Source organism: Actinoplanes awajinensis subsp. mycoplanecinus (assembly GCF_001509495.1).
In the GTDB taxonomy this organism is placed as follows: Bacteria; Actinomycetota; Actinomycetes; order Mycobacteriales; family Micromonosporaceae; genus Actinoplanes; species Actinoplanes palleronii.
In genome coordinates this window covers 90,449-112,628 of the sequence record NZ_LLZH01000276.1, presented here as the reverse complement: position 1 = coordinate 112,628, position 22,180 = coordinate 90,449, and the positions used below count along the sequence as shown (strand labels likewise).

Here is a 22,180-nt window from a genome sequence, read left to right as displayed (position 1 = left end):
GAAGAAGTCCGAGGACCTCGCGTTCCTCAACGAGGTCTCCTCGGTCCCGCTGCAACAGTGCCTGCGGCACCTGCAAGGCGCGTTCGCCGCGTTCTGGGAGAAACGGACCCGGTACCCGCGTTTCAAGTCGAAGCGCAAGTCGCGAGCCTCGGCCGAGTTCACCGCGTCCGCGTTCCGGTTTACGGACGGCAAGCTGACCCTGGCGAAGATGTCCGCGGCGTTGGACATCGTCTGGTCCAGGCCGCTGCCCGAAGGACAGTCGCCGTCCACCGTGACGGTGTCGCGGGACTCGGCGGGCCGCTGGTTCGTGTCCCTGCTGTGTGAGGACACCATCGAGGCGGCTCCGGCCACCACGGCGGCCGTCGGGATCGACGCCGGATTGACCCACCTAATCGCCCTGTCCACTAGGGAGAAGGTCGCTAACCCCCGCCACGAACGCGCCGACCGAAAGCGGCTCGCCAAGGCCCAGCGGAACCTGGCCCGCAAGGACAAAGGCTCCAACAACCGGGCCAAAGCCCGGTTGAAGGTCGCCCGCGTCCACGCCCGCATCGGTGACCGCCGCCGCGACACCCTGCACCAACTCACCACTCGACTCGTTCGTGAGAACCAAACGATCGTGATCGAGGACCTGGCCGTCCGCAACATGGTCAAGAACCACAGCCTGGCCCGCGCCATCAGCGACGCGGCCTGGCACGATTTCCGCTCCATGCTGACCTACAAGAGCCAGTGGTACAGCCGGGACCTGGTCGTCATCGACCGCTGGTACCCATCGTCCAAGGTCTGCTCGGCGTGCGGCACCCTCGCTGCCACGATGCCGCTCAACGTACGGACGTGGACCTGCCGCAACTGCGGCAGCACCCACGACCGTGACGTGAACGCAGCACGCAACATTCTGGCCGCCGGGCTGGCGGTATCTGCCTGTGGAGCTGGCGTAAGACCTCAACGGGGGAATCTCCGTTCGGGGCGGCAGGCTGTGAAACAGGAAACCCGGCGGGCGACCGCCGGAATCCCCGTCCTCTAGGACGGGGAGAGGTCAAGTCAGTGGCCTTGCGCCATGAGGCAGATCACGCGGGAAACGGAATCGTTCGGAAGGTGCTGACAGCCATGCCGCTGCGGTTATCCCTCCCGGGCGGGCGGCAGGCAGTCACAGCCGCGATGGCCCGCACAGGGGCTGGCGTCCTGAGGCGATGCGCAGGCTTACGGAACCGGAGAAGGAACGTGTCGGCTTGGACGAAGGACCGCCGTTCGACTTCTGGGAGTACTTCGAGCTGATTCCACCAGAGGTAGCCTAGATTGGCGAGCGTGGATCATGATGACCTTGTCCGAACAGCGGTCGCGGTGGCCGCTGCCGCTGACCGGCGCGCGATCGAGCAGGCGTGGCTTGCGAGCCTGGTGACGAGGGACCAGAGTCGGCGGAGTGTTTGGCCGCGGCTAACGTTCCTGCGGCACTTGCCCCAGCATGGCTTCGCGCCGTCGCAGCATTTCCACCCCACGAATTGTGGGGTGTGCGGTATGCGCGAGAGCGAAGATGCTGTCACATCCGAGGGCCTCGCCAGCGATGCCTTCTGGTTCCGGACGATGAATATTCCGTGGGCCAGCGCCGCGGTGGAACGGTTCGACGGAGCAGACGATGACCACGATGTCCACCGAGGCCGAGCAGTGCTGGACGATATCGTTGATGCGATCCGGTCGCTGCCCGAGTCCGCACAGTTGACGGAGCTGAACGCAGCCCTGATCGGGAAACTCAAGTCGAACAAGCTAGAGCGGACAGTTCTGCTCGAAGCTCTTGGCTACGCCGGCGCCCTGCCCGCGGACGGATACCCGAGCTATGCGACAGAGTTCGTATCGTACGACGACGCAAACATGCGAATGCCCAGCCAGTTCTACAAGAAGGAATGGGCCTACCCCGTGCGGTTCTGGACCGGCGTGGACGGAGTCGATTCCGCCCGTCTGCCCACTGGTGAATGATGGAAGGCTACCGCGAGCCTGGCTATCTCAACGGTGATTTTACTGTACCTGGTCGTGGTTCTCGATGTACCTGGTCGCTCGGTTGTCGGCCATCACCTCCTGGACCTGAACCGGATCTACGGCTTGACGTGAGCAAGGCACGATTCATTTCCCGCACCGGCATGTCGGATAACTCTCGTAGCCGCAGAGAACGCACGTGCGACTACTCGGGTCTGACCGGGCGCCTTAGGAAGATCAGCCATTGTGATCCCTCTATCGAACGCGTTCGGCATCCAGTAGATCAGCTGCTTCGGTGAGGACAGTTACGAACTCGTCCGCCAGGATCTTGGCAACGACGACCTTTTCCTGGTCCCCGGGCAAGTGATCTTCCTCCCGCAAGACGAGGGTGATGACTAGTTCGTCGCCGTTGAGGTAGGCGAAGCAGGTCACGTTGTCGGCGGTCGGACCCCAGTCCATTAGCCGGAATTGCTCCGAGAAGTCTGACTCACCGGCGCCGGCCTGCGCGTAGAGCAGTCGGCAGATCTCCTCCGGCGAGTGCTCCGGGAAAGGACAGGTCCTGACGTCACGGCGGCGGACCTGCTCCGCGTCGCACCGCATGTAGTGGGTGAAGGAGGGAACGTACGCCGTGTTGTCGACGGTGGTCAGCCATGTGCCACCGGCCCACACATCGACGGTGCGTAGGTTGCCCGTCGCCGCGTCGGGTGGCCAGACCTCGCCAACCTCGACAGCCAATCTGGCTCGGTCACCAAGGCGTCGCATCATAGGTCCGCCAAAATAACATCTCACCAGCCTGCGACTGGACGAAAGCATCTGCCTGGGGTCTACGAGCCGGACGTTGAGCAGCTTCAACGTGGAACACTTCGCTTCGGCCGCCCAGCCTCACCTTGTTTTGCCTCAGGTCGATGCGGTGCGAGCCGATCGGCAGGCGGTGACCGAGGACCCGACGGTACGGCGGGCCCATCTGCTCTGCGACGTCAACCGCCCCGCTGAGGCCGCGACCCTCGCCACCCGGGTACTCGCCGCCGACCCCGGCAACGTGGATGGCTGGCTGGTGCTCGCCCGCGCCCGCATTCTCGCCGGTGACCCGGCATCCGCACTCGATGCGGCGCTCACCGCGGGTCAGTTCGCTCCGGACCTTCCCGATGCTCACGCGCTGACCGGGGCCGCGCTCGCCGACCTGGAACGCTACGCCGAGGCGGCCCGTGCCGCGCGCGACGTGATCGCCCTCGACCCGCGCCGGTCCCTCGGCTACGAGCTACTCGCCGACGTGCTCAACGCCAGTGGCGAGAACCCGGCCGAGGCACTCGCCGCGGCCCGGACCGCGGTGCGATTTGCCCCGGACTGGCCCACGGCTCACGCCGCCCTCGGCACCGCACTCGCCGCCACCGACCGGCGCCGCGAGGCGCGTGAAGCGTTCCGCACAGCGTTGCGACTCGACCCGGAACACGCGCCGGCGCACCATGGGTTGGCCCTACTCGCCGCCCAGGCCCGGAACCCGATTGCCGCGGGTCAGTTGGCCGAGGCAGCGTCCGGGTTCGTCACCGTGATACGGATCGACCCAGGACAACGGGCCGGCCGGGACAACCTCGACCGGCTGCTGCGCGTTTTCCTGGTGCGTGCCTCTTACCTCCTGGTAGTGCTCGGCTACCCGACGGCCCGGCTCGCCCACGACCATCCTGGTGCTGCCCGAACGCTGGCGCTGGTGGCGGTGGCCGGGCCTGCGGCATACACGTGGAGGTTCCTGCGCCGTCTCGGACCGGACCTGCGTGCCTACCTGGGAGACGTGGTGTCCACCGCCCGGATGCGGATCGTCCTGGCCGGTTCCGGCACCGCCGTCGCCTTGCTGCTCACTGCGACCGCGCTGCCCGCCAAGGCGACGTGGCTGTGCACCGTCGTCGCGTCCATCATGGCGATTGCCGCCCGGGTGCTGCTGCACTTCGAAACGAAGGACCAGCTCTACGGTCCTGGCCAGCGCACCCCTTATCGCCTGGGCACGTTCACGCTCGTGCTGATCGCTTTGCTCAGCAGCCTCGTCACGCTGCTACTGCTCGCCATCACGATCTCAACGGGCAATATCGGCGGTGTGTCGCTCAGCGTCGCCCTCGCCGCGCTGCCCGTCCTCTGTGTCCGGTCGCTCACGCGCCGGTCCAGGCGTCCCTGACTCATCCCGACGGACCACCCGATGCTCACCAGAAAGCCGCTGTCCGCACACCTTCCACGGATTCAGCGGCTGGCGGGAGAAGGTCGGGCGTGCCCGGCTGTTCGGGGCCCAGGGCGACAGCCTCGCCACGATCGCGGCCGAGACCGGCATTCCGAAGACCTCACTGCACCGCTACCTCACCGGCGAGCCGACGGCGCTACCTGCCTGTACAGCAGCCCTTCAGCCGTTCGGAAGGTCGCCGGGACCCAACCGATTCTTGCGCGGCGGTGCCGGTTGTATACCTCCGGCCCAAGAGCCGATCCGACGCTTGCGGAGAACAGATACGTTGCTAATCCTCATACGCGTCCGAGGATGGTTCATATTGCGTCTGTCTCGGTCTGTCCTTCTGCTGACCACGATGTCGTTGGCGGCCAGCCTGTTCGCCACGCCGAGTTGAGCACCCGACGCGTCAGTTCGCGCAAGGTCGTCCTGACGGCCACGTTTCTCGCCCTGGCGGTCGGCGGCACGGCGGCCTGCGACAACAGTTCCGGCGAAGAGTGGGAATACACCGAGGAGCCGGCCTACACCTACGACTCCGGCAGCGGGGGCACGGTTGTCGAGGAGTCGGTCACCGAGGAAGAGACCCTCGACGAGGAGCCCACCGAGGAGGTGTTCTACTGCGCGGACGAGGAGGGTGAGGTCGTCGACGAGGAATACTGCGACGACGACACCGGGTCATATTTCATCTGGCACTCCACGTCCTACTCCCGCGGTCTTGGGCCGGGTACTTACCTGGATGGCGGTGATTATTTCTCACCCGGTGATACCGAGAGTCGGCGCGCGTTCAAGCTGCCGACCGCCGGGCGCCTCTCCAACGGCACCGTGAAGACCAACGTCGTGGGCCGGGGGAGCAGTGGTTCCACGGCCGGCGGCACTTCGTCGTCGGGAGGCTGACCGACCGCTTCGGCAGGAGTTCCAGGATCCATGAACAGGCGGGGCCGCCTGCCTGATGAAGGATTACTGGGTCGCGGTGCCGGCCGGTCTCCGCTGGAGTGGGCAATCAACTGCGCGTTGTGCTCGGTCCCTGGCTGCGGTGCGGTCACCGACAGGTAGGTCGGAACGCAGTTCACACCAAACGCGGCTTGATGGCGAGCCACGCGTGGAGCCGGTCGGCCAGAGCTGGATCGCTGAGGTCGTCCTGGTGCCGTTCGGCGGCGTTGAGGAGATGCCTGGCGTGCCGCGAATCGATCATCTCTTGGCGTTCCAGGGCGTACAGGTCCCGTCGATCGGTCAGGACGGCGACGTGGTCGATGTCCACGGGTATGGCATCCAGGCATGCCCGGACCACGGTGTCCGCCGACGGCAAGCTCGACGCTGCCATTCCGGCGCTACGCATCTGCGCCACGTAGTACGCCGTCCGCTCCGCGACCTCGACCTGGTCGAGCGCGGAACGCCGACCGGCCTGGCCCAGCAGCCATATCTTCAGCTGAGCCCACGCCGGTCGTTCCGCCGGCTGACGGTCCCCGCGCCCATCGACCACGAGCAGCAGGTGCAACCACCAGTTCGCCTCTGGAGGCACCGGTTGGCGGTCGTCGAGCCATCGCCGGCGGGTGTCCTCGTCCGACCGCAACAACTGATCAAGTTCCCCGTCAAGGACCGTCGCGCCACGCACCTCGCCAACAGTGACGCCACGAACGACGAGAAACAAGATCGCGGGCAAGGGACGTTTTCGAAGCTCATTCGCCGCCGAGCGGCGGGGCGTCGGGCAGGCCGTAGAGGTCGGCGATGCTGCCGGACAGGGCGGCCTTGACGGCGACGGCCCGGTCGTCGGCGAGGACCTCGTGGGCGCCGGTCTCGAGGCCGTCGAGGCCGGCGCGGACGATGTCGGCCGGGTCGTTCTTCTCGTCGGTGACCATGGAGATCATCGGGGTGTCGGTGTAGCCGAGGTGCAGGCCGACCACCTGGGTGTTCTGGGCGGCGAGCTCGACGCGGAACGAGTTGGTGGCCGACCAGAAGGCGGCCTTGGCGGCGCTGTAGGCGCCGGCGACGCCCAGCCAGCTCAGGACCGAGTGCACGTCGAGGAACGCGCCACCGCCGTTGGCGCCGAGCACCGGGGCGAAGGCCCGGTTCACCAGGACCGCGCCGAAGAAGTTGGTCTCGAAGATCTCCCGGAGCCGTTCGATCGACGTGCCGGTGATGGTGTCGCCGTGGGTGTAGATGCCGGCGTTGTTGATGACGACGGTCGCGTCGCGGGCGGCGTCGGCGGCGGCCGTGACGGAGGCGCTGTCGGTCACGTCGAGCTGCAGCGGGACCACCCGGTCGTCGTTCCAGTCCCGGGGTGTCCGGGCGGTGGCGTAGACCTTGGCCGCGCCGCGATCGAGGGCCTGCTTGACGAACTCTTGTCCGAGACCGCCGTTGGCGCCGGTGACGACCACGACGGCGTTCTTGATACTGGTCATGATGACCTTCCCTAGCTGAGTTGGAAAATGCAACCTAGCACCGACGGGTTGCTGGGCCGAAGGGTTTGTGGTGGCCGCCTCTTCTGGGTTGCTTAATCCAACTCAGGCGCTACGGTAGCTGCCTCTCCTCCGACGAGAAGCGAGGTCCCCATGTCCGCACTGCCGGCCCGCCCACCCGGAGTCAGCTGCGCGGTGTCACGGAGCCTGGCCGTCCTCGGCGAACGCTGGACCCTGCTGATCGTCCGGGACGCGTTGAGCGGTGTCACCACGTTCGAGGCGTTCCGTGAGTCCCTGGGCCTCGGCGCCGACGTCCTCACCGAGCGACTCGCCACCCTCGTCGACTACGGCGTACTGGAAAAGCGCAGTTACCAGCAGGCGGGTGCCCGGACCCGGCACGAGTACCACCTGACCGACGCCGGGCGGCAACTGCACGTCATCGTCGGCGGGCTGCAGATGTGGGGCGACGCGCACCTGCCCTGGCCGTCCGGGCCGTCCACCGAACGCCTCGACCGCCGCACCGGCGAGCCGGTCCGGGTCGCCTTCGTCGATCGGGACGGCCGTCAACTCCCCGACGAGCGGATAGACGTCGTCCACCACGGCGGTTATCCGAGCCGTACCTAGAAAGTGGGTGGCGGTCACCCCTTTGTCGTACGCAGGGCGGCGTGCACCGAACTCACCGCGCTGGCGCCCTCGCCGACCGCGGCCGCGACCCGTTTCATCGAGCCGGCGCGCACGTCACCGGCGGCGAAGATGCGCGGCTTGCTGGTCTCGAACGGCAGCGGCCGGCGGCCCAGCGCCGTCCACGACCCGTCGAGGTCACCGCCGTCCAGCCCGGCGTCGGTGCGCAGGAAGCCGTGGTCGTCGACGGCCAGGCCGTCGAGCCAGGCGGTGGCCGGGGTGGCGCCGATGAAGCAGAACAGGCCCACGCATTCCTGGGTCGTGGTCTCACCGGACGTCTCGGCGAGGGTGACCTGCGTCAGGCGGCTGTCGCCGTGCAGTGCGGCGACCCGGGTGCCGGTGCGCACGGTGATCGCAGGGTCGGCGACGATGCGGTCGGCCAGGTAGGACGACATTCCGGCGTACAGGTCAGGTCCTCGCACGACGAGGGTGACCTGGCTGCCGCGGCCGGCCAGGTAGAGCGCGGCCTGGCCGGCGGAGTTGGCGCCGCCGATCACGGCCACCGGCCGGGTGCCGTAGGCGCGCGCCTCGATCTCGGTCGCGGCGTAGTAGATGCCCGCGCCCTCGAACCGGGCCCAGTGCGGCAACGGCAGCGAGCGGTACTTCGCGCCGGTGGCGATCACGGCGGCCCGGGCGTTGATCGTGGTCGCGTCGGCGAGCACGACCCGGACCCGGTGCGGGTCGGAGTGCAGCGCGGCGACCTGGCACGGGCTGGCGATGCGGGCGCCGAACTTCTGCGCCTGCACCGCGGCGGCCGAGGTCAGCTCGGCGCCGCTGATGCCCGAGGTGAAGCCGAGGTAGTTCTCGATCCGCGAGCCGGCCGCCGCCTGCCCGCCGGCCGCGACCGCGTCCAGCACGAGCGTGCGCAGGCCCTCGGAGGCTCCGTAGACGCCCGCCGCGAGACCGGCCGGGCCGGCGCCGATGACGACGAGGTCGAACTCGTCGCCGCTGGTGGGCCGGTAGGACAGGCCGAGGTGTTCGGCCAGGGCGCTCGGTGTCGCGCGGCGCAGGACGGCGCCGGGTGTGATCACGACGGGCAGCTCGTCGTCGGTGGCCGACACCGCCCGGGCCAGCGCGGCTCCGGCGGGTGTCTCGACGTCGTTCCAGGTGTGCGGGAGCTGCAGGCGGGCGGCGTAGGTCCGCAGCGCGAGCGCCGGCGCCGAGGAGGCCCGGCCGACGACCTCCAGGCTGCGGGCCGCTTGGCCGTCGCGCAGGGTGCGCCGCCGGGCGATCAAGGCCCGCAGGACGAGGTCGGACAGCTCGGGGTCGCGGTCCATCAGCGTACGGAAGGCGGCCGGGCCGATGCGGCGCACCCGCGACGCCGTGGCCGTGCGCGCGCTCAGGTAGGCCGACTGCAGGGTGAGCAGATTGAGCTCACCGGTGAACTCGCGCGCGCCGTAGTCGGCAACGGTCGCCTCGTGGTCGTCGGCAGTCGCGGGGCGCACGATCTCGACCCGCCCGGCCTCGACGACGATCATGTCGCACACGTCGTCCCCGGCTCGGAAGATCCAGGCGCCGGCGGGAAGCTGCTCCGGGGTGCCGTAGGAACACAGCCGCTGCCACTGGTCGTCGGTCAGCACGGGCCGTGCGTCGGTCGGGTTCGATGCCATCGTTACGGCTCCTCAGCTAAGTTGTAAAAAACAACCTAGCAGGGTACGGCGGGGAGCCGGCGTGTCGCTGCTCTCCCGGCTACCGCGGATAGCTGGCGGTGCGGACCGCGTCCACCTCGTCCAGGGGGACCTCGCAGCCGCTGTCGTCGACGAACGCGACCCGGATCGGCGCGTCGGTCTCGTGCCGCTGGCGCACCACGGTCGGGCCGCCCTCCCAGGGCAGATGGGTGTCGCCCCACTGCTGCAGGCCGGCGATGATCACGTGCAGCTCCCGGCCGGTCGGGGTCAGGTGGTACTCGAACCGGGCGCGGCTGCCGGCGTCCTGGTACGGATCCTTGGTCATGATGCCGTGCTCGACCAGTGTGCTCAGCCGGTCGGCGAGCACGTCGGCCGCGACCCCGAGGTTGCCACGGAACGCGTCGAAGCGGGTCTCACCCTCGAAGGCGAGCCGCAGGATCAGCAGAGTCCAGCGCTCACCGAGCACGGACAGGCTGCGCGACACGGAACAACTGCTGTCCCGCAGTTTTGCGATGGGCATGGATCTCGCCTCCGGGGGAGCTGGTGAAGCCCTCCCAGGTTAACAACTTTTCCAATCCAGCCGTCGCAGACGTCACATCTGGATTGTTTTTTCCAACCCAGATGGTTACGGTCGGTGCATGTCCTTCATCGAGGAGTTCACCCCCCGGCACCTGAAACTGACCGTCGAGTCGCCGGCCTTCTGGCGCGTGACGTTCGACAACCCGCCCGTCAACGTCATCGGCCCGCAGCTGATGTCGGAACTGAAGACGCTGCTCACCGAGCTGGAGAACAACGACACGGTGAACGTTGTGGTCTTCGACAGCGCCGACCCGGACTTCTTCCTGGCCCACTACGACCTGGCGGCCAGCCCCGCCGACGCCGAGGCGCTGCCGAGCCCGACCGGGTACCCGGCCTGGGTCGACATCACCGTGCGTATCAGCAAGCTGGCCGCGGTCACCATCAGCGCGATCCGGGGCATCGCCCGCGGCGCCGGCAGCGAGTTCGCCCTCGCCACCGACATGCGTTTCGCCAGCCTCGAGAAGGCCGTCCTCGGCCAGATGGAGGTCGGCTTCGCCGCGGTCGCCGGCGGCGGTGCCGGGGGCCGCCTACCGGCGCTGGTCGGCCGGGGCCGCGCGTTCGAGATCCTGCTCGGCGGCAACGACTACGACGGTGCCCTGGCCGAGAAGTACGGCTACGTCAACCGTGCGATCCCGGACGCCGAGTTCGACGCGTTCGTCACCGCCTACGCGAGAAGGGCCGCGGGCTGGAACCACCAGGCGCTGACCGAGATCAAGTCCTTCGTCAACAAGTACACCCGGCTGCCCGACGCCGAGTTCCCGCTGCACTCCGACGCGTTCTGGAGCGCCGCCGCCCGCACCGAGTTCCAGACCACCGCAGCCCGGCTGTTCGACAAGGGGCTGCAGCAGCGCACCCCGCTCGAATACCACCTCGGCGACGACATCGCCACCATCGCCCAAGCCTGAAAGGCACGCCCATGACCACGGTCCTTCTCGTCCACGGCGCCTTCGCCGACGGCTCCGCCTGGAACAACGTCATCGCCCGGCTGCGGCGCGACGGCATCACGGCGCGCGCGGTGGCCAACCCGCTGCGCGGGCTCACCGCCGACGGCGAGTACCTGGCCCATCTCGTCGAGCAGACCGAGGACGACGTCGTGCTGGTCGGGCACAGTTACGGCGGCGCGGTCGCCACGTACGCCGGCAGCAGCGCACCCAACGTCAGAGCCCTCGTCCTGGTCGGCGCGTTCGGCCTGGACCGCGGCGAGGCCGCGCAGACCGCGACCGCCGGGTATCCGGAACCGGAGCTGATCTCCGCGCTGCGGCCGTGGACCTATCCCGGCAGCGACCTGCCCGAGTTCACCATCGACACCGAGAAGTACCGCAGCGTCTTCGCCGCCGACGTCCCCGCCGAGCAGGCGGCTCTGGGCGCGCTCACCCAACGGCCGATCGCCGCACTCGGCCTCGGCGAACCTCTCGGCGTGACACCCGCCTGGCGGCGGGTGCCCAGCTGGTGGGTGTTCGGCACCGCGGACAACGCGATCAACCCGGACTACCAGCGCGACACCGCCGCGAAGATCGGCGCCACCACCGTCGAGCTGGCCGGCGGGTCGCACAGCATCGCGGTCTCCCGTCCCGACGAGGTGGCCGCCGTCATCGCGGACGCCGTCGGTTCCCTGTCCTGACATCCGGCGCGGCCGCCGCGCACGGCGGCCGCGCTTGGACCAGGAAGCAGCACATGAGCACCCAGGTGCACCCCGCCCCACCGGCCACGACCGGCCGCAAGCCGGTCGCGCTGACCGCGAGCGCCCTGCTCGCCGTGAGCCTGGTGCTGTTCGCCACCGCCGGCGGCCTGACCCCGCGTTCGCCGCCGCCGTACCGTCGTGGCCGGGATCGGCTTCGGTACGGCGTTCTCCGGAACGTTCCGCAGCCTCGTCGCCCTCGCCCGGCCCGCCGAACGCGGCGCGCTGATCGTCGCCACCTACGTCATCGGCTACACGGCCTTCGCCGTGCCGGCCATCGTCGCCGGGATCGTCAGCACCCGCTACGGACTGATCCACCCCGCTCTCGGCTACAGCGCCGCGGTCGCCGTCCTGGCGCTGATCGCCCTGCTCTCACGAAGGGACCACCATGCGCTACACAACCCTCGGTAACCGGACCGGACTGCGCGTCTCGGAGATCGCCCTGGGCACTTCCAACTTCGGTACGAAGTGGGCGACCGGTGCCGACGAGCCGACCTCGGCCCGGATCTTCACCGCCTTCGCCGACGCCGGCGGGACCGCCATCGACACCGCCGACACCTACCAGCGCGGTGAGTCCGAGCTGTTCCTGGCCAAGCTGCTCGCGGCCGACCGGGAGCACTTCACCCTTGCCAGTAAGTACACGTTCGGCACGCACGGCCAGACCGGTGTCACCAAGACCGGCAACAGCCGCAAGACCATGCGGCACGCCCTGGAGTCCAGCCTGACCCGGCTCGGTACCGATTACCTCGACCTGTACTGGGTGCACGCGCCGGACTTCGTGACACCGCTCGACGAGATCGTCGAAGCCCTCGACGACCTCGTACGGGCCGGGAAGATCCTGCACGGCGGGCTGTCCAACTTCCCGGCCTGGCAGGTCTCGGCGGCCGTCACCGGTGCCGCGGCGCGGGGGCGCACCCCGATCGTGGCGACCCAGTTCGAGTACAGCCTCGCCGCCCGCGACGGGGAACGCGACCTGCTGCCGATGGCCGAACACCTCGGCATCGGGGCCGCCGTCTACTCACCGCTCGGCGGCGGCCTGCTCACCGGCAAATACCGCACCAGCGCCGAGGGCCGGCTCACCACCCTCAACGCGATCATCCAACGTGAGGACTCCGCGCAGAAGACCGCCACGGTCGACGAGCTGCTGGCCATCGGCGCGGAGACCGGCGTCGAACCCGCCGTCCTGGCGATCGCCTGGCTGCTCGAACGCGGCCGCCGCACGGCGACGACGGTCGTCCCGATCATCGGGCCGCGGACCACCGGCCAGCTCGACGCGTACCTGCGAGCGGTCGACCTGGAACTGGCCGACGAGCACTACCGGCGCCTGGACGAGGTCAGCACTCCCCACCTCGGCATCCCGCACGACGGCGCCCGCGCCACCCTGGACACCGTCCTCGGCGGCCAGTCGGATCATTTCCGCCGGGGGAGCGGACCGCGGGACCGTAGATCGTTCTGACCCGCGCCCGCGCCGGGCTCGGCGTGCTGTCAGGGGCGTGACGGAGAAGCCGTGCTCGCCCTTTCGACCAGTCGCGTGCCCAGCTCCATTCCCGATGATCCGGGCGCCTTGCGGCGTGTCAGGTTCAGGATCGTCTGGGCGGCGAGCCACCCCATCTCCTCCAGTGGCTGCCGGACCGTGGTCAGCGGGGGCGACGCCCAGCGGGCAGAGGGAAGGTCGTCGAAACCGACCACGCTGAGGTCATCGGGTATCAACAGTCCTCGCCTGCGTGCGGCCTCGTAGACGCCCAGCGCGATGTGGTCACTGCAGGCGAAGATCGCGGTCGGCGGGTCGGTGCGGTCGAGGAGTTTCTGGGCCGCCGTGATGCCTGACTGAAAGTCGAATTCACCGTGCTCGATCAGGCTGGGATCCTCGGCGATCCCGGCTGCCTCGAGGGCGGCCCGATAGCCGTCCAGCCGGGCGCGGCTGCACAGCAGTCCACCCTTCGAACCGGTTATCACCCCGATGCGCCGGTGGCCGAGTCCGATGAGATGTTCGGTCGCGGCACGCGCCCCCACCCCATTGGTGGCACCGATCGTCGGTAGCGTCGCGGCCGCCTTCGCGCCCGGATCAAGACTGATGACCGGTACGTTCAGCTGATGCAGCACCTTGCCGAGCGGGGTTTCCCCGCTGGCGGCTGCCAGGATCGCGCCGGCTGCCTGCCCGGCTCGGGCGTGCCGTAGGAGGTCGTGGTCGCCCGTATCGCCACGGTCCAGAGTCGAGATCAGCAGGCCCACGCCGGCCGCGTGCGTCGCCGCTTCCATGCCGCGGATGTGCTCCAACTGCCACGCGGAGTCGAGGCGCGGGTAGACGACGTGAATCATTTCTGACGACGCCGGCAGTCGCCTTTTACGGGCGCGGTAGCCGTATTCCTCGAGTAGGGCTTCGACCCGTACCCGCGTCGCTTCGGCGACCTGATCTCCGTTCAGCACCCGGGACACCGTCGGTACCGACACGCCCGCTGCCCGAGCGACCGTCGCCAGGGTCACGCGGCCGGATGACGATCGGCTCAACTTCTGCTCCGTCCATCGACGTTGACGGCTACAAGCGGGAGCAGAATATCGCAGGCGCCGACCTGACGCGCGTTTCTGGCGGGCGGTCACCAGTACGCCATTCGCCAGGAGACGTGGGGCAGGGTGGCGCCCGGGTGTTGAGGTCATCGAGGGGGCTGTGCGCCGCATACAGTGCGTGGGTGGCGAATCTTCGTGACCAGATCATCACCGAACTCGGTGTGAAGGCTTCGATCGAGCCCGCGGAGGAGATCCGCCGGCGGGTCGACTTCCTGAAGGCCTACCTTCAGTCCACGCCCGCCACCGGATACGTCCTCGGGATCAGTGGTGGTCAGGACAGCGCCTTGGCTGGTCGGTTGTGCCAGCTGGCCTGCGCCGAACTGCGGGCCGGCGGGACACCGGCGACCTTCGTCGCGGTGCGGCTGCCCTACGGCGTGCAGGCTGACGAGGCAGACGCTCAGGTCGCGCTCGCCTTCATCCAGCCCGACCGGAGCATCGCCGTCGACGTGAAACCCGGCTCGGACGCGGCCGGCGCCCAGGCCGCGGCGGGGCTGCAGCAGGAGAGGCTGCGGGACTTCGTGCGCGGCAACATCAAGGCCCGGGAGCGGATGGTGGCGCAGTACGCCGTCGCGGGACAGCTGAACATGCTGGTCGTGGGCACCGATCATGCGGCTGAGGCGGTGACCGGCTTCTTCACGAAATACGGTGACGGCGGCGCGGACGTGACACCGCTGACCGGATTGACGAAGCGGCAGGGTGCCGCGTTGTTGCGCGAACTGGGTGCTCCGCGCAGCACCTGGGAGAAGATCCCCACGGCCGACCTGGAGGACGATCGGCCCGCCCTGCCGGACGAGGAGGCGCTGGGCCTGAAATACGGCGAGATCGACGACTACCTCGAAGGCGCCGTGGTGACGCCGGAGGTGGCCGCGAAGATCGAGGCCACCTTCCTGGCCACTCGCCACAAGAGGACCGTCCCGGTCACCCCGCTCGACGACTGGTGGCAGTGAGGCTCCTTTTCTGCCTGCCGGATCACAGCAGGCGCATCGATGCCCGTACGGCGGATTCTGCGGACGGCCCTGGCCACCTAGCCTGTCGCCATGATGATCAACATCTTCGGGTGGGTGGCCCGACGGCGGGTGGCGGTGTTGGTCGTGTCGCTGGTGGTGGCGGTCATCCTTCAGGTGCTTCGGCGGACGGTGGGAGATGGCCACTCCCTGCGGCTCAATCTGGCGATCGGCGTCCTTCCACTCATTCCGTTTGTCGTGGGCATGGCCATCGCTGTCCGCGTCTTCCACCCGGCCGAGCTGATCGCACGGCCCGAGGTTCCCGCCTTCGACGTCCCGGCGAACCCGGCTGCCGTGCTCGGGGCCGCGAGTTACACCTTCTTCGCGGTATTCGCCCTGGGCGGGGCCTTCCACGGGCTCGTCACGGGCATGGACGTGGTGCTGGCGTCACCCCTCGTGGTGGTCGTCGGTGGGCAGCTGGCCGCGTTCTGGTGGGCGGCACTGGGCCGGTGCGGGGTGCGCCTCACTCCGGACGGGATCGTCGATCGGCAGGTGCACGGGCGTCTGTTCGTGCCGTGGGACGCCCTGACCACGCCGGACCCGGCGCACCCGCGTGACCCACATCAGGTGACTCTCCGCATCGGGCGCCCCGATATGGTCCGCAAGCGTGGCTTTCGCAGCGGCGGCCGCACTGTGCTCCCGGCCACGGGCGTGAGCGCCGAGCTGGTGAGCCGTGCGATCAACGAGTACGCGAACCGTCCGGAAGCCCGGTCGGCCATCGGCTCGGAGGTGGCCCTGACCCACCTTCAGATGATCCCTCAGGTCTGATCCTTCAAGGCCACGGCGCCGGCGTATCAGGCGTTTCCCGTCGCAGCCGGCCGCGCGGTCGGCGGCAGGTGAGCGCACACGGTCGGGCCGCCGTGACGGCACAATGCCTGGGTGCAGTCCAATGAGCCGTACTACCGTCGGGACCTGGCCTATGTTTTCGACCAGGGCTACGGCTTTCACGCCGAAGCCTGCGCGCCGGGCATTCTGGCCCTTCTCGAGGACGTCCGGGCTCGCGACGGCGTGGTCCTGGAGATCGGTTGCGGGTCGGGCCTGCTGACGAAGCGCCTGGTGGAAGCCGGTCATCGGGTGATCGCCACCGATGCGTCACCGGCGATGCTGGATCTCACCCGGAGCGCGGTCGGTGGCGCCGAGGACATCCGGACCTTGATCCTGCCCGATGATCCGATTCCGGCGGTGAATGCGATCGTCGGGATCGGACACGCCCTCAACTATCTTGCCGATACGGCCGCGGTCCGCCGTGGTCTGGTCGCGCTCGCCGATGCGTTGGTGCCCGGCGGGGTGCTGGCCGTGGATCTGTGCGACCTCGAGTGGGGTACCGCCCGGCAGGGTGCCATGGGGCAAGGGCGGGTCGGCGACGACTGGGCCATCGTCACCACGTTCAGCCAGCCGACCCCGGAACGGTTCGACCGCGACCTCACCACCTTCGTCCGCAACGCGGACGGCAGCTACCGCCGCGAGGACGAACATCACGGCAATGTCCTGATCGACACCTCGTTGGTGCCGGCGCTGCTGCGCGAACGCGGAGTGACAGCCACGATCGGCGACTCGTTCGACGACGACGATCATCCGCTGCCCGTAGGACTGCGGAGCATCATCGGCCATCGGTGATCCCGGCCGATAGTGTTGCGCCGTGGTCCGTGGAGTGGTGTTCTTCGACATCGATGGAACCTTGGTCCCGCACACCAGCAGCGGGCAGCACCTGGCGGCTCTGCTGGGCCATGCGGAGGTGGTGCGGCAGGCCGAAGCCGGCTACGCCGCCGGCACGCTGAGCAACGCGGAGGTCTCTGTCCTGGACGCCCGCGGCTGGGCGACGTGGGCTCCTGCGGACGTCCGAGGCTTCTTGGCGTCGCTGCCGCTCGTGGAGGGCATCGCCGAAACCGTCGATTGGTGTCGTCGGCACGGGATGGCGCCTGTCCTGGCCACGTTGGCGTGGGAGCCGGTGGGAACCTACCTGTGCGACCGCTTCGGCTTCGAGCAGGCCTGCGGCCCTCGCCTCGAAGTGATCGACGGCCGCTACAGCGGGGAAGTCGCCGAGCACTTCGACGAGATGGCCAAACGTGACTTCGCGGTGCGTGCCGCCGCCCACCGCGGCGTGGAACTGACCCGCTGTGCGGCCATCGGCGACAGCCGGTCCGACCTGCCGCTGTTCGCCGATGTCGGGTTGGCCGTCGCCTTCAACGGGACCCCGGCAGCTCGCGCGGCTGCCCACGCGTCAGCCGGCGGAGCCGATCTCCGAAGTGTGCTGCCGCTGCTCGGGAGCTGGCTGGCGGCCATGCCGTAGGCACTTTTTGCCGGGACTGGCCGGGGCGGCTTTGCGTGAGCCGATCTCCGGGTGACCCGGTCCTCACGGCGTTTGCCGGGTGCCGGCGGTGAGCTGCAGCGAGCGTTCCCACAGACCGCGGGCGAGCGCTTCGTCGAAGGCCTGTGCGTTGCTCGGTTCGGTGACGGCGCGCCGGTAGTAGTACGCGCCGGACTCCCAGTCGACGCCGGGTGTGCCCTGTGCCAGCCACACCAGTTGGTCGGCGCCCTGCTCGGGGGTGGAGAACAGGCGGCGGCCGAGCGGGTTGGCCGCGACCCGGCGGACCAGCCGGATGATCGGTTTGGTGGCTTCGGCGCCGAAGCCGGTGAGGACGTTGCCGGGGTAGAACGAGGCGGCCGCGATGCCCTCGGCGTGGTAGCGCCGGTGCAGTTCCTGGGTGAACAGGATGTTCTCGAGTTTTGCCGCGCCGTAGGCGTGCACCGCGTCGAAATGCCGGTCGTGATCGAGGTCGGTCAGGTCGATCGTCTTCGTGAAGCGCACCGTGCTCGAGGTCTGGATCACCGAGGCGCGCGAGGCGATCAGGGTGTCCAGCAGGAGCCGCGTGAGCAGGAAGGGTGCGAGGTGGTTGACCTGGAACGTCTTCTCGAAACCGTCGACGGTCCTGGTCTGCGGGCCGAACATGCCGCCGGCGTTGTTGGCCAGGACGTCGATGCGGGGGTAGGCGCCGGTGACCTCGGCCGCGAGCCGGGCGACGTCGTCGAGCCGGGTGAAGTCGGCGACGTAGCTGTCGACGCCCAGCTCGGTGGCGATGGCGCGGGTCTTCTCCGGCGAGCGTCCGGTGAGCACCACGGTGTGCCCGTCGGCGTGCAACCGGCGGGCCGCGGCAGCCCCGATCCCGCCGCTCGCACCGGTGATGACGATGACCTTCTTGCTGTTCACCCGGATTTTCCCTTCGGTCGAATAAGTGAGACTGTATCTCATTAGTGGAACTCAGTGTCACTTCTGGTTTGTAGTATCGTCGGCCCGTGAACGTCAGCGGGACGCCGACCGGAGCCCGCGCCCGGGCCCGCCGGGAGATGCGCGTGCAGGTGAGCGCCATCGCGGTGGGCCTGTTCCTCCAGCAGGGCTACGACGCGACGACGGTGGAGGACATCTGCGCCGCCGCGGACATCTCACGCAGCACGTTCTTCCGGTACTTCCCCACCAAAGAGGACGCCCTGTTCGGCCTCGCCGGCGACACCGGCGCGCGGCTGGTCACCGCGCTGGCTGCCCGGCCTGCCGAGGAGACGCCGTGGACCGCGCTGCGGCGGGCACTTGATCCGCGTCTCGAGGAGATCGCCGCCGGCGGTGTGCACGCCCGGCGCCTGGTACGCCTCATCCAGGACACGCCCGGCCTGGCGGCGCGGCACCGGGAGAAGGATGCCGAGTGGCATCAGATGCTGCGGCCCGAGGTGGCCCGCCGCCTCGGCGCCAGCCCGGCGGTCACCTGCGATCCTCGGGCTGATGCTCTGATCGCCGCGGCGCTCGGCTGTCTGGACGCGGCGCTGATGGCCTGGACGGCCAGTGACGAGCCGCCGGAGCTACCCGAGCTGCTCGACTGCGCCATGGCCGCAGTCGGCTGACCCGGGCTTTTTGGGCCGCGTTCGTGGGCCACCACGACCGCCTGGACACGGCTGTTCAGACGCAGCCTGCTGGGAGGCGCTCAGAGGACAACCGAACACCTTGACAGGAAGGTGGCCGGCCGCGGCCCGTGGCACCGGGATCGCTGCCCGGGCGGTCCGCGGAAGGTCGACGCCGGGTCACCGTCTCGGGCGCCGGCTGTCGCTGCCGAGGGCGTCGGCGAGGTCGGCGCGCAACTGGGTGCGGGTGCGGACCAGGATCCGGCCGAGCATGTTCTTGCCGTTCCCGGTCCGGCCCCGGCCCCAGTAGTGATCGGTGGTGGTGTCCTCGACGATCCCTTCGTCGCCGGTGGACAACAAGACGTCACGGATGTCGGCGTGCGCGCGGAACTTGGTGGCCACCGCGCGGCGCATCACGTCGTCCTTGACCTGTTCCCAGTCCCTGCGCAGCGGTAGTGACGGGTCGCGGCCCAGCTCCGCGGCCCGCAACGGTGTGCGAGCACGCCGGATGCGATCCGCGTGACGTGTGCCCTTGAATTTCTGCGCCTGGAAGTAGTGCTCCGAGGTCGGCCACCAGACCCCGTCCAGGTCGAAGCCGTGATCGGAGAAGTTCGAGAAGCACCCGAAGGGGACTTCGTCGGCGCCATAGAAGTAGATCGTCACGGGGACCTCACCGGGTTACGGAACCCGCACCATCTCAGGCATGATCCGGCGCCGCAATCAGATTTCGCCGGTCAGGCCGGATCGGTGAACGAGACCGGCTTGCCGGTGGCGTGGGCGTAGGCGATCTCCCGGCTCGTGGACTCGCCGATGTATCCGCCGGGGTTGACGACCAGCACCCGGTCGGCCAGGTCGATCTTGCGTAGGTGCAGGACGTCCAGCGCGGCCTTCTGCTCGGCGGTGATCCACTCGGCTGCTCCGTGATCCTCGGTGCGCAGGAAGACGCCCGGTGCGACGACGATGACGCCGGCGAAGGTCAGATCACGGTTCGCCGCGTTCATCTCGTCCACGAAGCGGGTGGAGCCGCAGATGCAGACGATCTCCGGGCGGTCGGGCACGGCTCAGTCCTTCCGGGTCGAACGGGAACCAGATGAACCATCAGACCATGATCAAGAAGCGCGAGGAAAGGGCTCGCGGTCCGGAGTCGCCACGGACCGCGAGCCGTCACGGCAGGATCAGCCGATGCCCCGGCACTGGAACGTCGGGTGCGAGCCGCGGTAGGTGGCGTTGCCGAAGCTGAACACGCCGCCGTCGCAGCCGTTCAACCAGTAACCGCCGCCGTCCGCGGTCGCCGACATCCCGGTGACGTGGCCGTTGAGGTGCTGACCCGCCATCGAGCCGTGGAAGCGGGCGTTGCCGAAGGTGAAGACACCGCCGTCCTCGGCCGTCATCCAGTAGCCGCCGCCGTCCGGGGTGGTGTCCATGTCGACAACGGGCGCGTTGAGATGCTTGTCGCCCATCGACCCGAAGAACGGCGCGTCGCCGAACGCGAACACCCCGCCGTCGCGGGCGGTCAGCCAGTAGCCCTTGCCGCTCGCGGTCGGTGCGATCGCCGTGACCGAGGCGTTGAGGTGCTTGTCGCCCATCGAACCGTAGAAGCCGGCGTCGCCGAACGCGAAGACACCACCGTCCGCCGCGGTCAGCCAGTAGCCCTTGCCGGTGCGGGTCGGCGCCATACCGACGACGGGGGCGTTGAGGTGCTTGCCGCCCATCGAGCCGAAGAACGGTGCGTCACCGAACGCGAACACTCCGCCGTCGCTGCCGACCAGCCAGTAACCCCTGCTGGTCGCGGTGCGGGCCATGCCGATCACGTTGGTGACCTTGACGCCGATGCCGGGCAGGGTGCCGAACAGCGGCGCGTCACCGTAGGCGAAGACATTGCCGTACGTGTCGACCTGCCAGTACCCGGCGCCGGTCGAGGTGGCGACCACGTCGGCCGCGGTGGGCAGCATGGCCACGGTGAAGGTGGACGTGCGCGTCGCGGTCAGGCCACCCGGGTCCTTGACGGTCGTGGTCATCTCGTACGTCGTACCCGGGTCGAGACGCTGCGCCGGTACCGTCCAGGTGCCCGCGACCCAGCCGGAGGAGACATCCACCGACGGTCCGGTCACCCGGTAGGACCGTTGCAGCGCGTCGGCGTCCGGGTCGGTCGCCGTGACCGACAGCGTCGGCGTGGTCGACGCGGACACCGTGCCGTTGCCCGGCGCGACCGCGCTGATCGCGGGCACGCGGTTGGCGGTCGACACCGTCCGGGTCACCGCACCGGTGGCGCCCTTGTCATCGGTCACGCGCAACGTCACCGACTTGGACGCCCCGGCACCGAGTGAGACAGTGACCCGCGATCCGGTCTGCACCGGCGTGCCGTCGACCAGCCACTGCCAGGACCGGATCGTGCCGTCCGGGTCGCTGGAGGCCGTGCCGTCCAGCGTGACCAGGTTGCCGGCGCCGGTCTGCCGGGTCGCGGTGAACGAGGCCACGGGCGCTTTGTTCGCCGGCCCGGGAGCCGGGGTGGGCGTTGACGGCGTTGACGGCGCCGGCACGATCACCGGGGTCCGGTTCAGGTAGTCCATGATCCAGGTCCGGGTGGACCCGACCTTGGTGTACGCCGCGGCGTCGCCCTTGGAGCCCTGGGAGACCACGCCGACGACGGTCTGCACGACCGCGCCGTTGACGACGTGCTCGTTGATCAGTGGGCCGCCGCTGTCGCCACCGCCGATCTTGCCGCTGTAGGGCGAGGCCTTCATCAGATAGTTGTAGCCCTTGATCGTCTGCGGCAGGCTGTACACCTGGTCTTCGATCTTGAGGGCGCCTTCCTGGAGCTGCGTGGCCACCTTTCCGGTCGACGTCACGCCCCAGCCCACGGCCAGTCCGACCGTGCCGTTCTTGTACAGCGCGGACTCGGTCTTGGTCACCAGCGGGAGTGGGCGGATACCGGTGACCGACGGGAACTGGATCAGCGCGAGGTCGAAGCCGTCGCCGAGGACGAAGTCCGTCGCCTCGCGGACCTGGCCGCCGCTCGATGCCATCCGGCTCCCGAACCGCAGGGTGATCGGCCCGTTCTTCGCGTTGTAGCCCTCTGTGGTGAAGCAGTGTTTGGCGGTCAGGGCGACGTCGGTACGGATCAGGATGGCGGTGCACAGTTCCTTGCCGCCGGCGTAGGGCACCAGCAGCCGGCCGACTGCCGGGTACTCGGAGTCCGTCTGCACGGTGCGCCCGCCGACGATGGCCTGCGCCGGTGTTCCCGGAATCAGCAACGCGCCGGTTGCCACGGCAACCAGCGCGGCTAGGCGTCGCGCCATTCGCGTTGTACGCACAAGTTTCCCCTTTACGGGAGGTTCATACCGGCATGGGTGATGTCGTGCCGGGCCTGTGGCTACGGTCGCATGACCTTAGTGGCCCGATGAGCAGCGTTAACGCGGTCGAGGTCGGCCGAACGGCCGGTCCTGCGCAGATCCCGTCCGGACGGCCGAACATCCCGTCACCGTTCGGCCACCGCCCCGCGATCGTCGGTCCGGACTCCACCGCCGCACGAGCACATGTGGATGACCGCAAGAGGGCTGAGCCGGCCCGGCCATCGGGAGACCCGAGTACCC

General features: G+C 69.0%; 24 protein-coding genes. 14 read left to right on the top strand and 10 right to left on the bottom strand.

What is annotated here, in order from left to right; all coding sequences use genetic code 11:
• Positions 1–1,021 (top strand): RNA-guided endonuclease InsQ/TnpB family protein (locus ADL15_RS27025; protein ID WP_067697016.1); only part of this gene is annotated, 1,021 nt, incomplete at its 5' end.
• A 281-nt stretch (positions 1,022–1,302) separates the two neighbouring features.
• Complete coding sequence (locus ADL15_RS27020; protein WP_157441625.1) at positions 1,303–1,968, top strand: hypothetical protein; 666 nt, start codon at positions 1,303–1,305, stop codon at positions 1,966–1,968.
• 252 nt (positions 1,969–2,220) lie between these two features.
• Here ADL15_RS27020 and ADL15_RS27015 read toward each other — a convergent pair whose 3' ends face one another.
• On the bottom strand, positions 2,221–2,700 hold the full coding sequence (locus tag ADL15_RS27015) for a hypothetical protein (RefSeq protein ID WP_232344345.1): 480 nt from the start codon (positions 2,698–2,700) through the stop codon (positions 2,221–2,223).
• 103 nt (positions 2,701–2,803) lie between these two features.
• Here ADL15_RS27015 and ADL15_RS27010 point away from each other — a divergent pair, with 103 nt between their 5' ends.
• Both ADL15_RS27010 and ADL15_RS27005 read left to right on the top strand, forming a co-directional pair.
• Positions 2,804–4,129: a tetratricopeptide repeat protein gene (locus ADL15_RS27010; RefSeq protein ID WP_083971778.1), complete on the top strand. Its 1,326-nt coding sequence runs from the start codon at positions 2,804–2,806 to the stop codon at positions 4,127–4,129.
• Positions 4,130–4,480: 351 nt separating this feature from the next.
• Positions 4,481–5,062, top strand: a complete 582-nt coding sequence (locus ADL15_RS27005; protein WP_157441624.1) for a hypothetical protein — start codon at positions 4,481–4,483, stop codon at positions 5,060–5,062.
• Between the two features lie 172 nt (positions 5,063–5,234).
• Here the strand turns inward: ADL15_RS27005 and ADL15_RS27000 are convergent, their stop codons facing one another.
• Both ADL15_RS27000 and ADL15_RS26995 read right to left on the bottom strand, forming a co-directional pair.
• On the bottom strand, positions 5,235–5,828 hold the full coding sequence (locus ADL15_RS27000; protein ID WP_067697006.1) for a hypothetical protein: 594 nt from the start codon (positions 5,826–5,828) through the stop codon (positions 5,235–5,237).
• Positions 5,829–5,844: 16 nt separating this feature from the next.
• Positions 5,845–6,567 carry an SDR family oxidoreductase gene (locus ADL15_RS26995; protein ID WP_067697004.1) on the bottom strand — a complete coding sequence of 241 codons (723 nt, stop codon included), beginning with the start codon at positions 6,565–6,567 and terminating at the stop codon, positions 5,845–5,847.
• A gap of 150 nt (positions 6,568–6,717) precedes the next feature.
• Here ADL15_RS26995 and ADL15_RS26990 point away from each other — a divergent pair, with 150 nt between their 5' ends.
• Positions 6,718–7,188, top strand: coding sequence for a winged helix-turn-helix transcriptional regulator (locus ADL15_RS26990; RefSeq protein WP_067697002.1), 471 nt, complete (start codon positions 6,718–6,720; stop codon positions 7,186–7,188).
• Between the two features lie 14 nt (positions 7,189–7,202).
• On the opposite strand, the gene ADL15_RS26985 is transcribed toward ADL15_RS26990, so the two are convergent.
• Complete coding sequence (locus tag ADL15_RS26985; RefSeq protein WP_067697000.1) at positions 7,203–8,855, bottom strand: FAD-dependent oxidoreductase; 1,653 nt, start codon at positions 8,853–8,855, stop codon at positions 7,203–7,205.
• A 79-nt stretch (positions 8,856–8,934) separates the two neighbouring features.
• A complete protein-coding gene (locus tag ADL15_RS26980; RefSeq protein WP_067696998.1) occupies positions 8,935–9,393 on the bottom strand; it encodes a winged helix-turn-helix transcriptional regulator in 459 nt (152 codons plus the stop codon).
• A 118-nt stretch (positions 9,394–9,511) separates the two neighbouring features.
• Between ADL15_RS26980 and ADL15_RS26975 the strand changes: the two genes are divergently transcribed.
• The 4 genes from ADL15_RS26975 (at position 9,512) to ADL15_RS26960 (ending at position 12,586) form a co-directional block, all read left to right on the top strand.
• On the top strand, positions 9,512–10,357 hold the full coding sequence (locus tag ADL15_RS26975; protein WP_067696996.1) for an enoyl-CoA hydratase/isomerase family protein: 846 nt from the start codon (positions 9,512–9,514) through the stop codon (positions 10,355–10,357).
• An 11-nt stretch (positions 10,358–10,368) separates the two neighbouring features.
• Positions 10,369–11,073, top strand: a complete 705-nt coding sequence (locus ADL15_RS26970) for an alpha/beta fold hydrolase (RefSeq protein ID WP_067696995.1) — start codon at positions 10,369–10,371, stop codon at positions 11,071–11,073.
• A 198-nt stretch (positions 11,074–11,271) separates the two neighbouring features.
• On the top strand, positions 11,272–11,541 hold the full coding sequence (locus tag ADL15_RS26965) for a hypothetical protein (protein WP_067696993.1): 270 nt from the start codon (positions 11,272–11,274) through the stop codon (positions 11,539–11,541).
• Entirely contained in the window at positions 11,519–12,586 is a 1,068-nt protein-coding gene (locus ADL15_RS26960; protein WP_067696991.1) for an aldo/keto reductase, read from the top strand. The genes ADL15_RS26965 and ADL15_RS26960 overlap by 23 nt, the downstream gene beginning before the upstream one ends.
• 29 nt (positions 12,587–12,615) lie before the next feature.
• On the opposite strand, the gene ADL15_RS26955 is transcribed toward ADL15_RS26960, so the two are convergent.
• Positions 12,616–13,614 (bottom strand): LacI family DNA-binding transcriptional regulator, encoded by a 999-nt coding sequence (locus ADL15_RS26955; RefSeq protein WP_232344344.1) that lies wholly within the window; start codon positions 13,612–13,614, stop codon positions 12,616–12,618.
• 203 nt (positions 13,615–13,817) lie between these two features.
• Here ADL15_RS26955 and nadE point away from each other — a divergent pair, with 203 nt between their 5' ends.
• The 4 genes from nadE (at position 13,818) to ADL15_RS26935 (ending at position 16,989) form a co-directional block, all read left to right on the top strand.
• Complete coding sequence (nadE, locus tag ADL15_RS26950) at positions 13,818–14,642, top strand: ammonia-dependent NAD(+) synthetase (protein WP_067696987.1); 825 nt, start codon at positions 13,818–13,820, stop codon at positions 14,640–14,642.
• Positions 14,643–14,732: 90 nt separating this feature from the next.
• Entirely contained in the window at positions 14,733–15,467 is a 735-nt protein-coding gene (locus tag ADL15_RS26945) for a hypothetical protein (RefSeq protein ID WP_067696985.1), read from the top strand.
• A 111-nt stretch (positions 15,468–15,578) separates the two neighbouring features.
• Positions 15,579–16,316, top strand: coding sequence for a class I SAM-dependent methyltransferase (locus tag ADL15_RS26940; protein ID WP_067696983.1), 738 nt, complete (start codon positions 15,579–15,581; stop codon positions 16,314–16,316).
• Between the two features lie 34 nt (positions 16,317–16,350).
• A complete protein-coding gene (locus tag ADL15_RS26935) occupies positions 16,351–16,989 on the top strand; it encodes an HAD family hydrolase (RefSeq protein WP_232344343.1) in 639 nt (212 codons plus the stop codon).
• Positions 16,990–17,052: 63 nt separating this feature from the next.
• On the opposite strand, the gene ADL15_RS26930 is transcribed toward ADL15_RS26935, so the two are convergent.
• Positions 17,053–17,907 carry an SDR family NAD(P)-dependent oxidoreductase gene (locus ADL15_RS26930; protein ID WP_198171031.1) on the bottom strand — a complete coding sequence of 285 codons (855 nt, stop codon included), beginning with the start codon at positions 17,905–17,907 and terminating at the stop codon, positions 17,053–17,055.
• Between the two features lie 86 nt (positions 17,908–17,993).
• Here ADL15_RS26930 and ADL15_RS26925 point away from each other — a divergent pair, with 86 nt between their 5' ends.
• Positions 17,994–18,590: a TetR family transcriptional regulator gene (locus ADL15_RS26925; protein ID WP_198171030.1), complete on the top strand. Its 597-nt coding sequence runs from the start codon at positions 17,994–17,996 to the stop codon at positions 18,588–18,590.
• A 177-nt stretch (positions 18,591–18,767) separates the two neighbouring features.
• On the opposite strand, the gene ADL15_RS26920 is transcribed toward ADL15_RS26925, so the two are convergent.
• The 3 genes from ADL15_RS26920 to ADL15_RS26910 form a co-directional block, all read right to left on the bottom strand.
• A complete protein-coding gene (locus ADL15_RS26920) occupies positions 18,768–19,250 on the bottom strand; it encodes an NADAR family protein (protein ID WP_067696979.1) in 483 nt (160 codons plus the stop codon).
• Positions 19,251–19,321: 71 nt separating this feature from the next.
• Positions 19,322–19,645, bottom strand: coding sequence for a hypothetical protein (locus tag ADL15_RS26915; RefSeq protein ID WP_067696977.1), 324 nt, complete (start codon positions 19,643–19,645; stop codon positions 19,322–19,324).
• 117 nt (positions 19,646–19,762) lie between these two features.
• Positions 19,763–21,901 (bottom strand): trypsin-like serine protease, encoded by a 2,139-nt coding sequence (locus ADL15_RS26910; protein WP_157441623.1) that lies wholly within the window; start codon positions 21,899–21,901, stop codon positions 19,763–19,765.
• Positions 21,902–22,180: the final 279 nt, after the last annotated feature.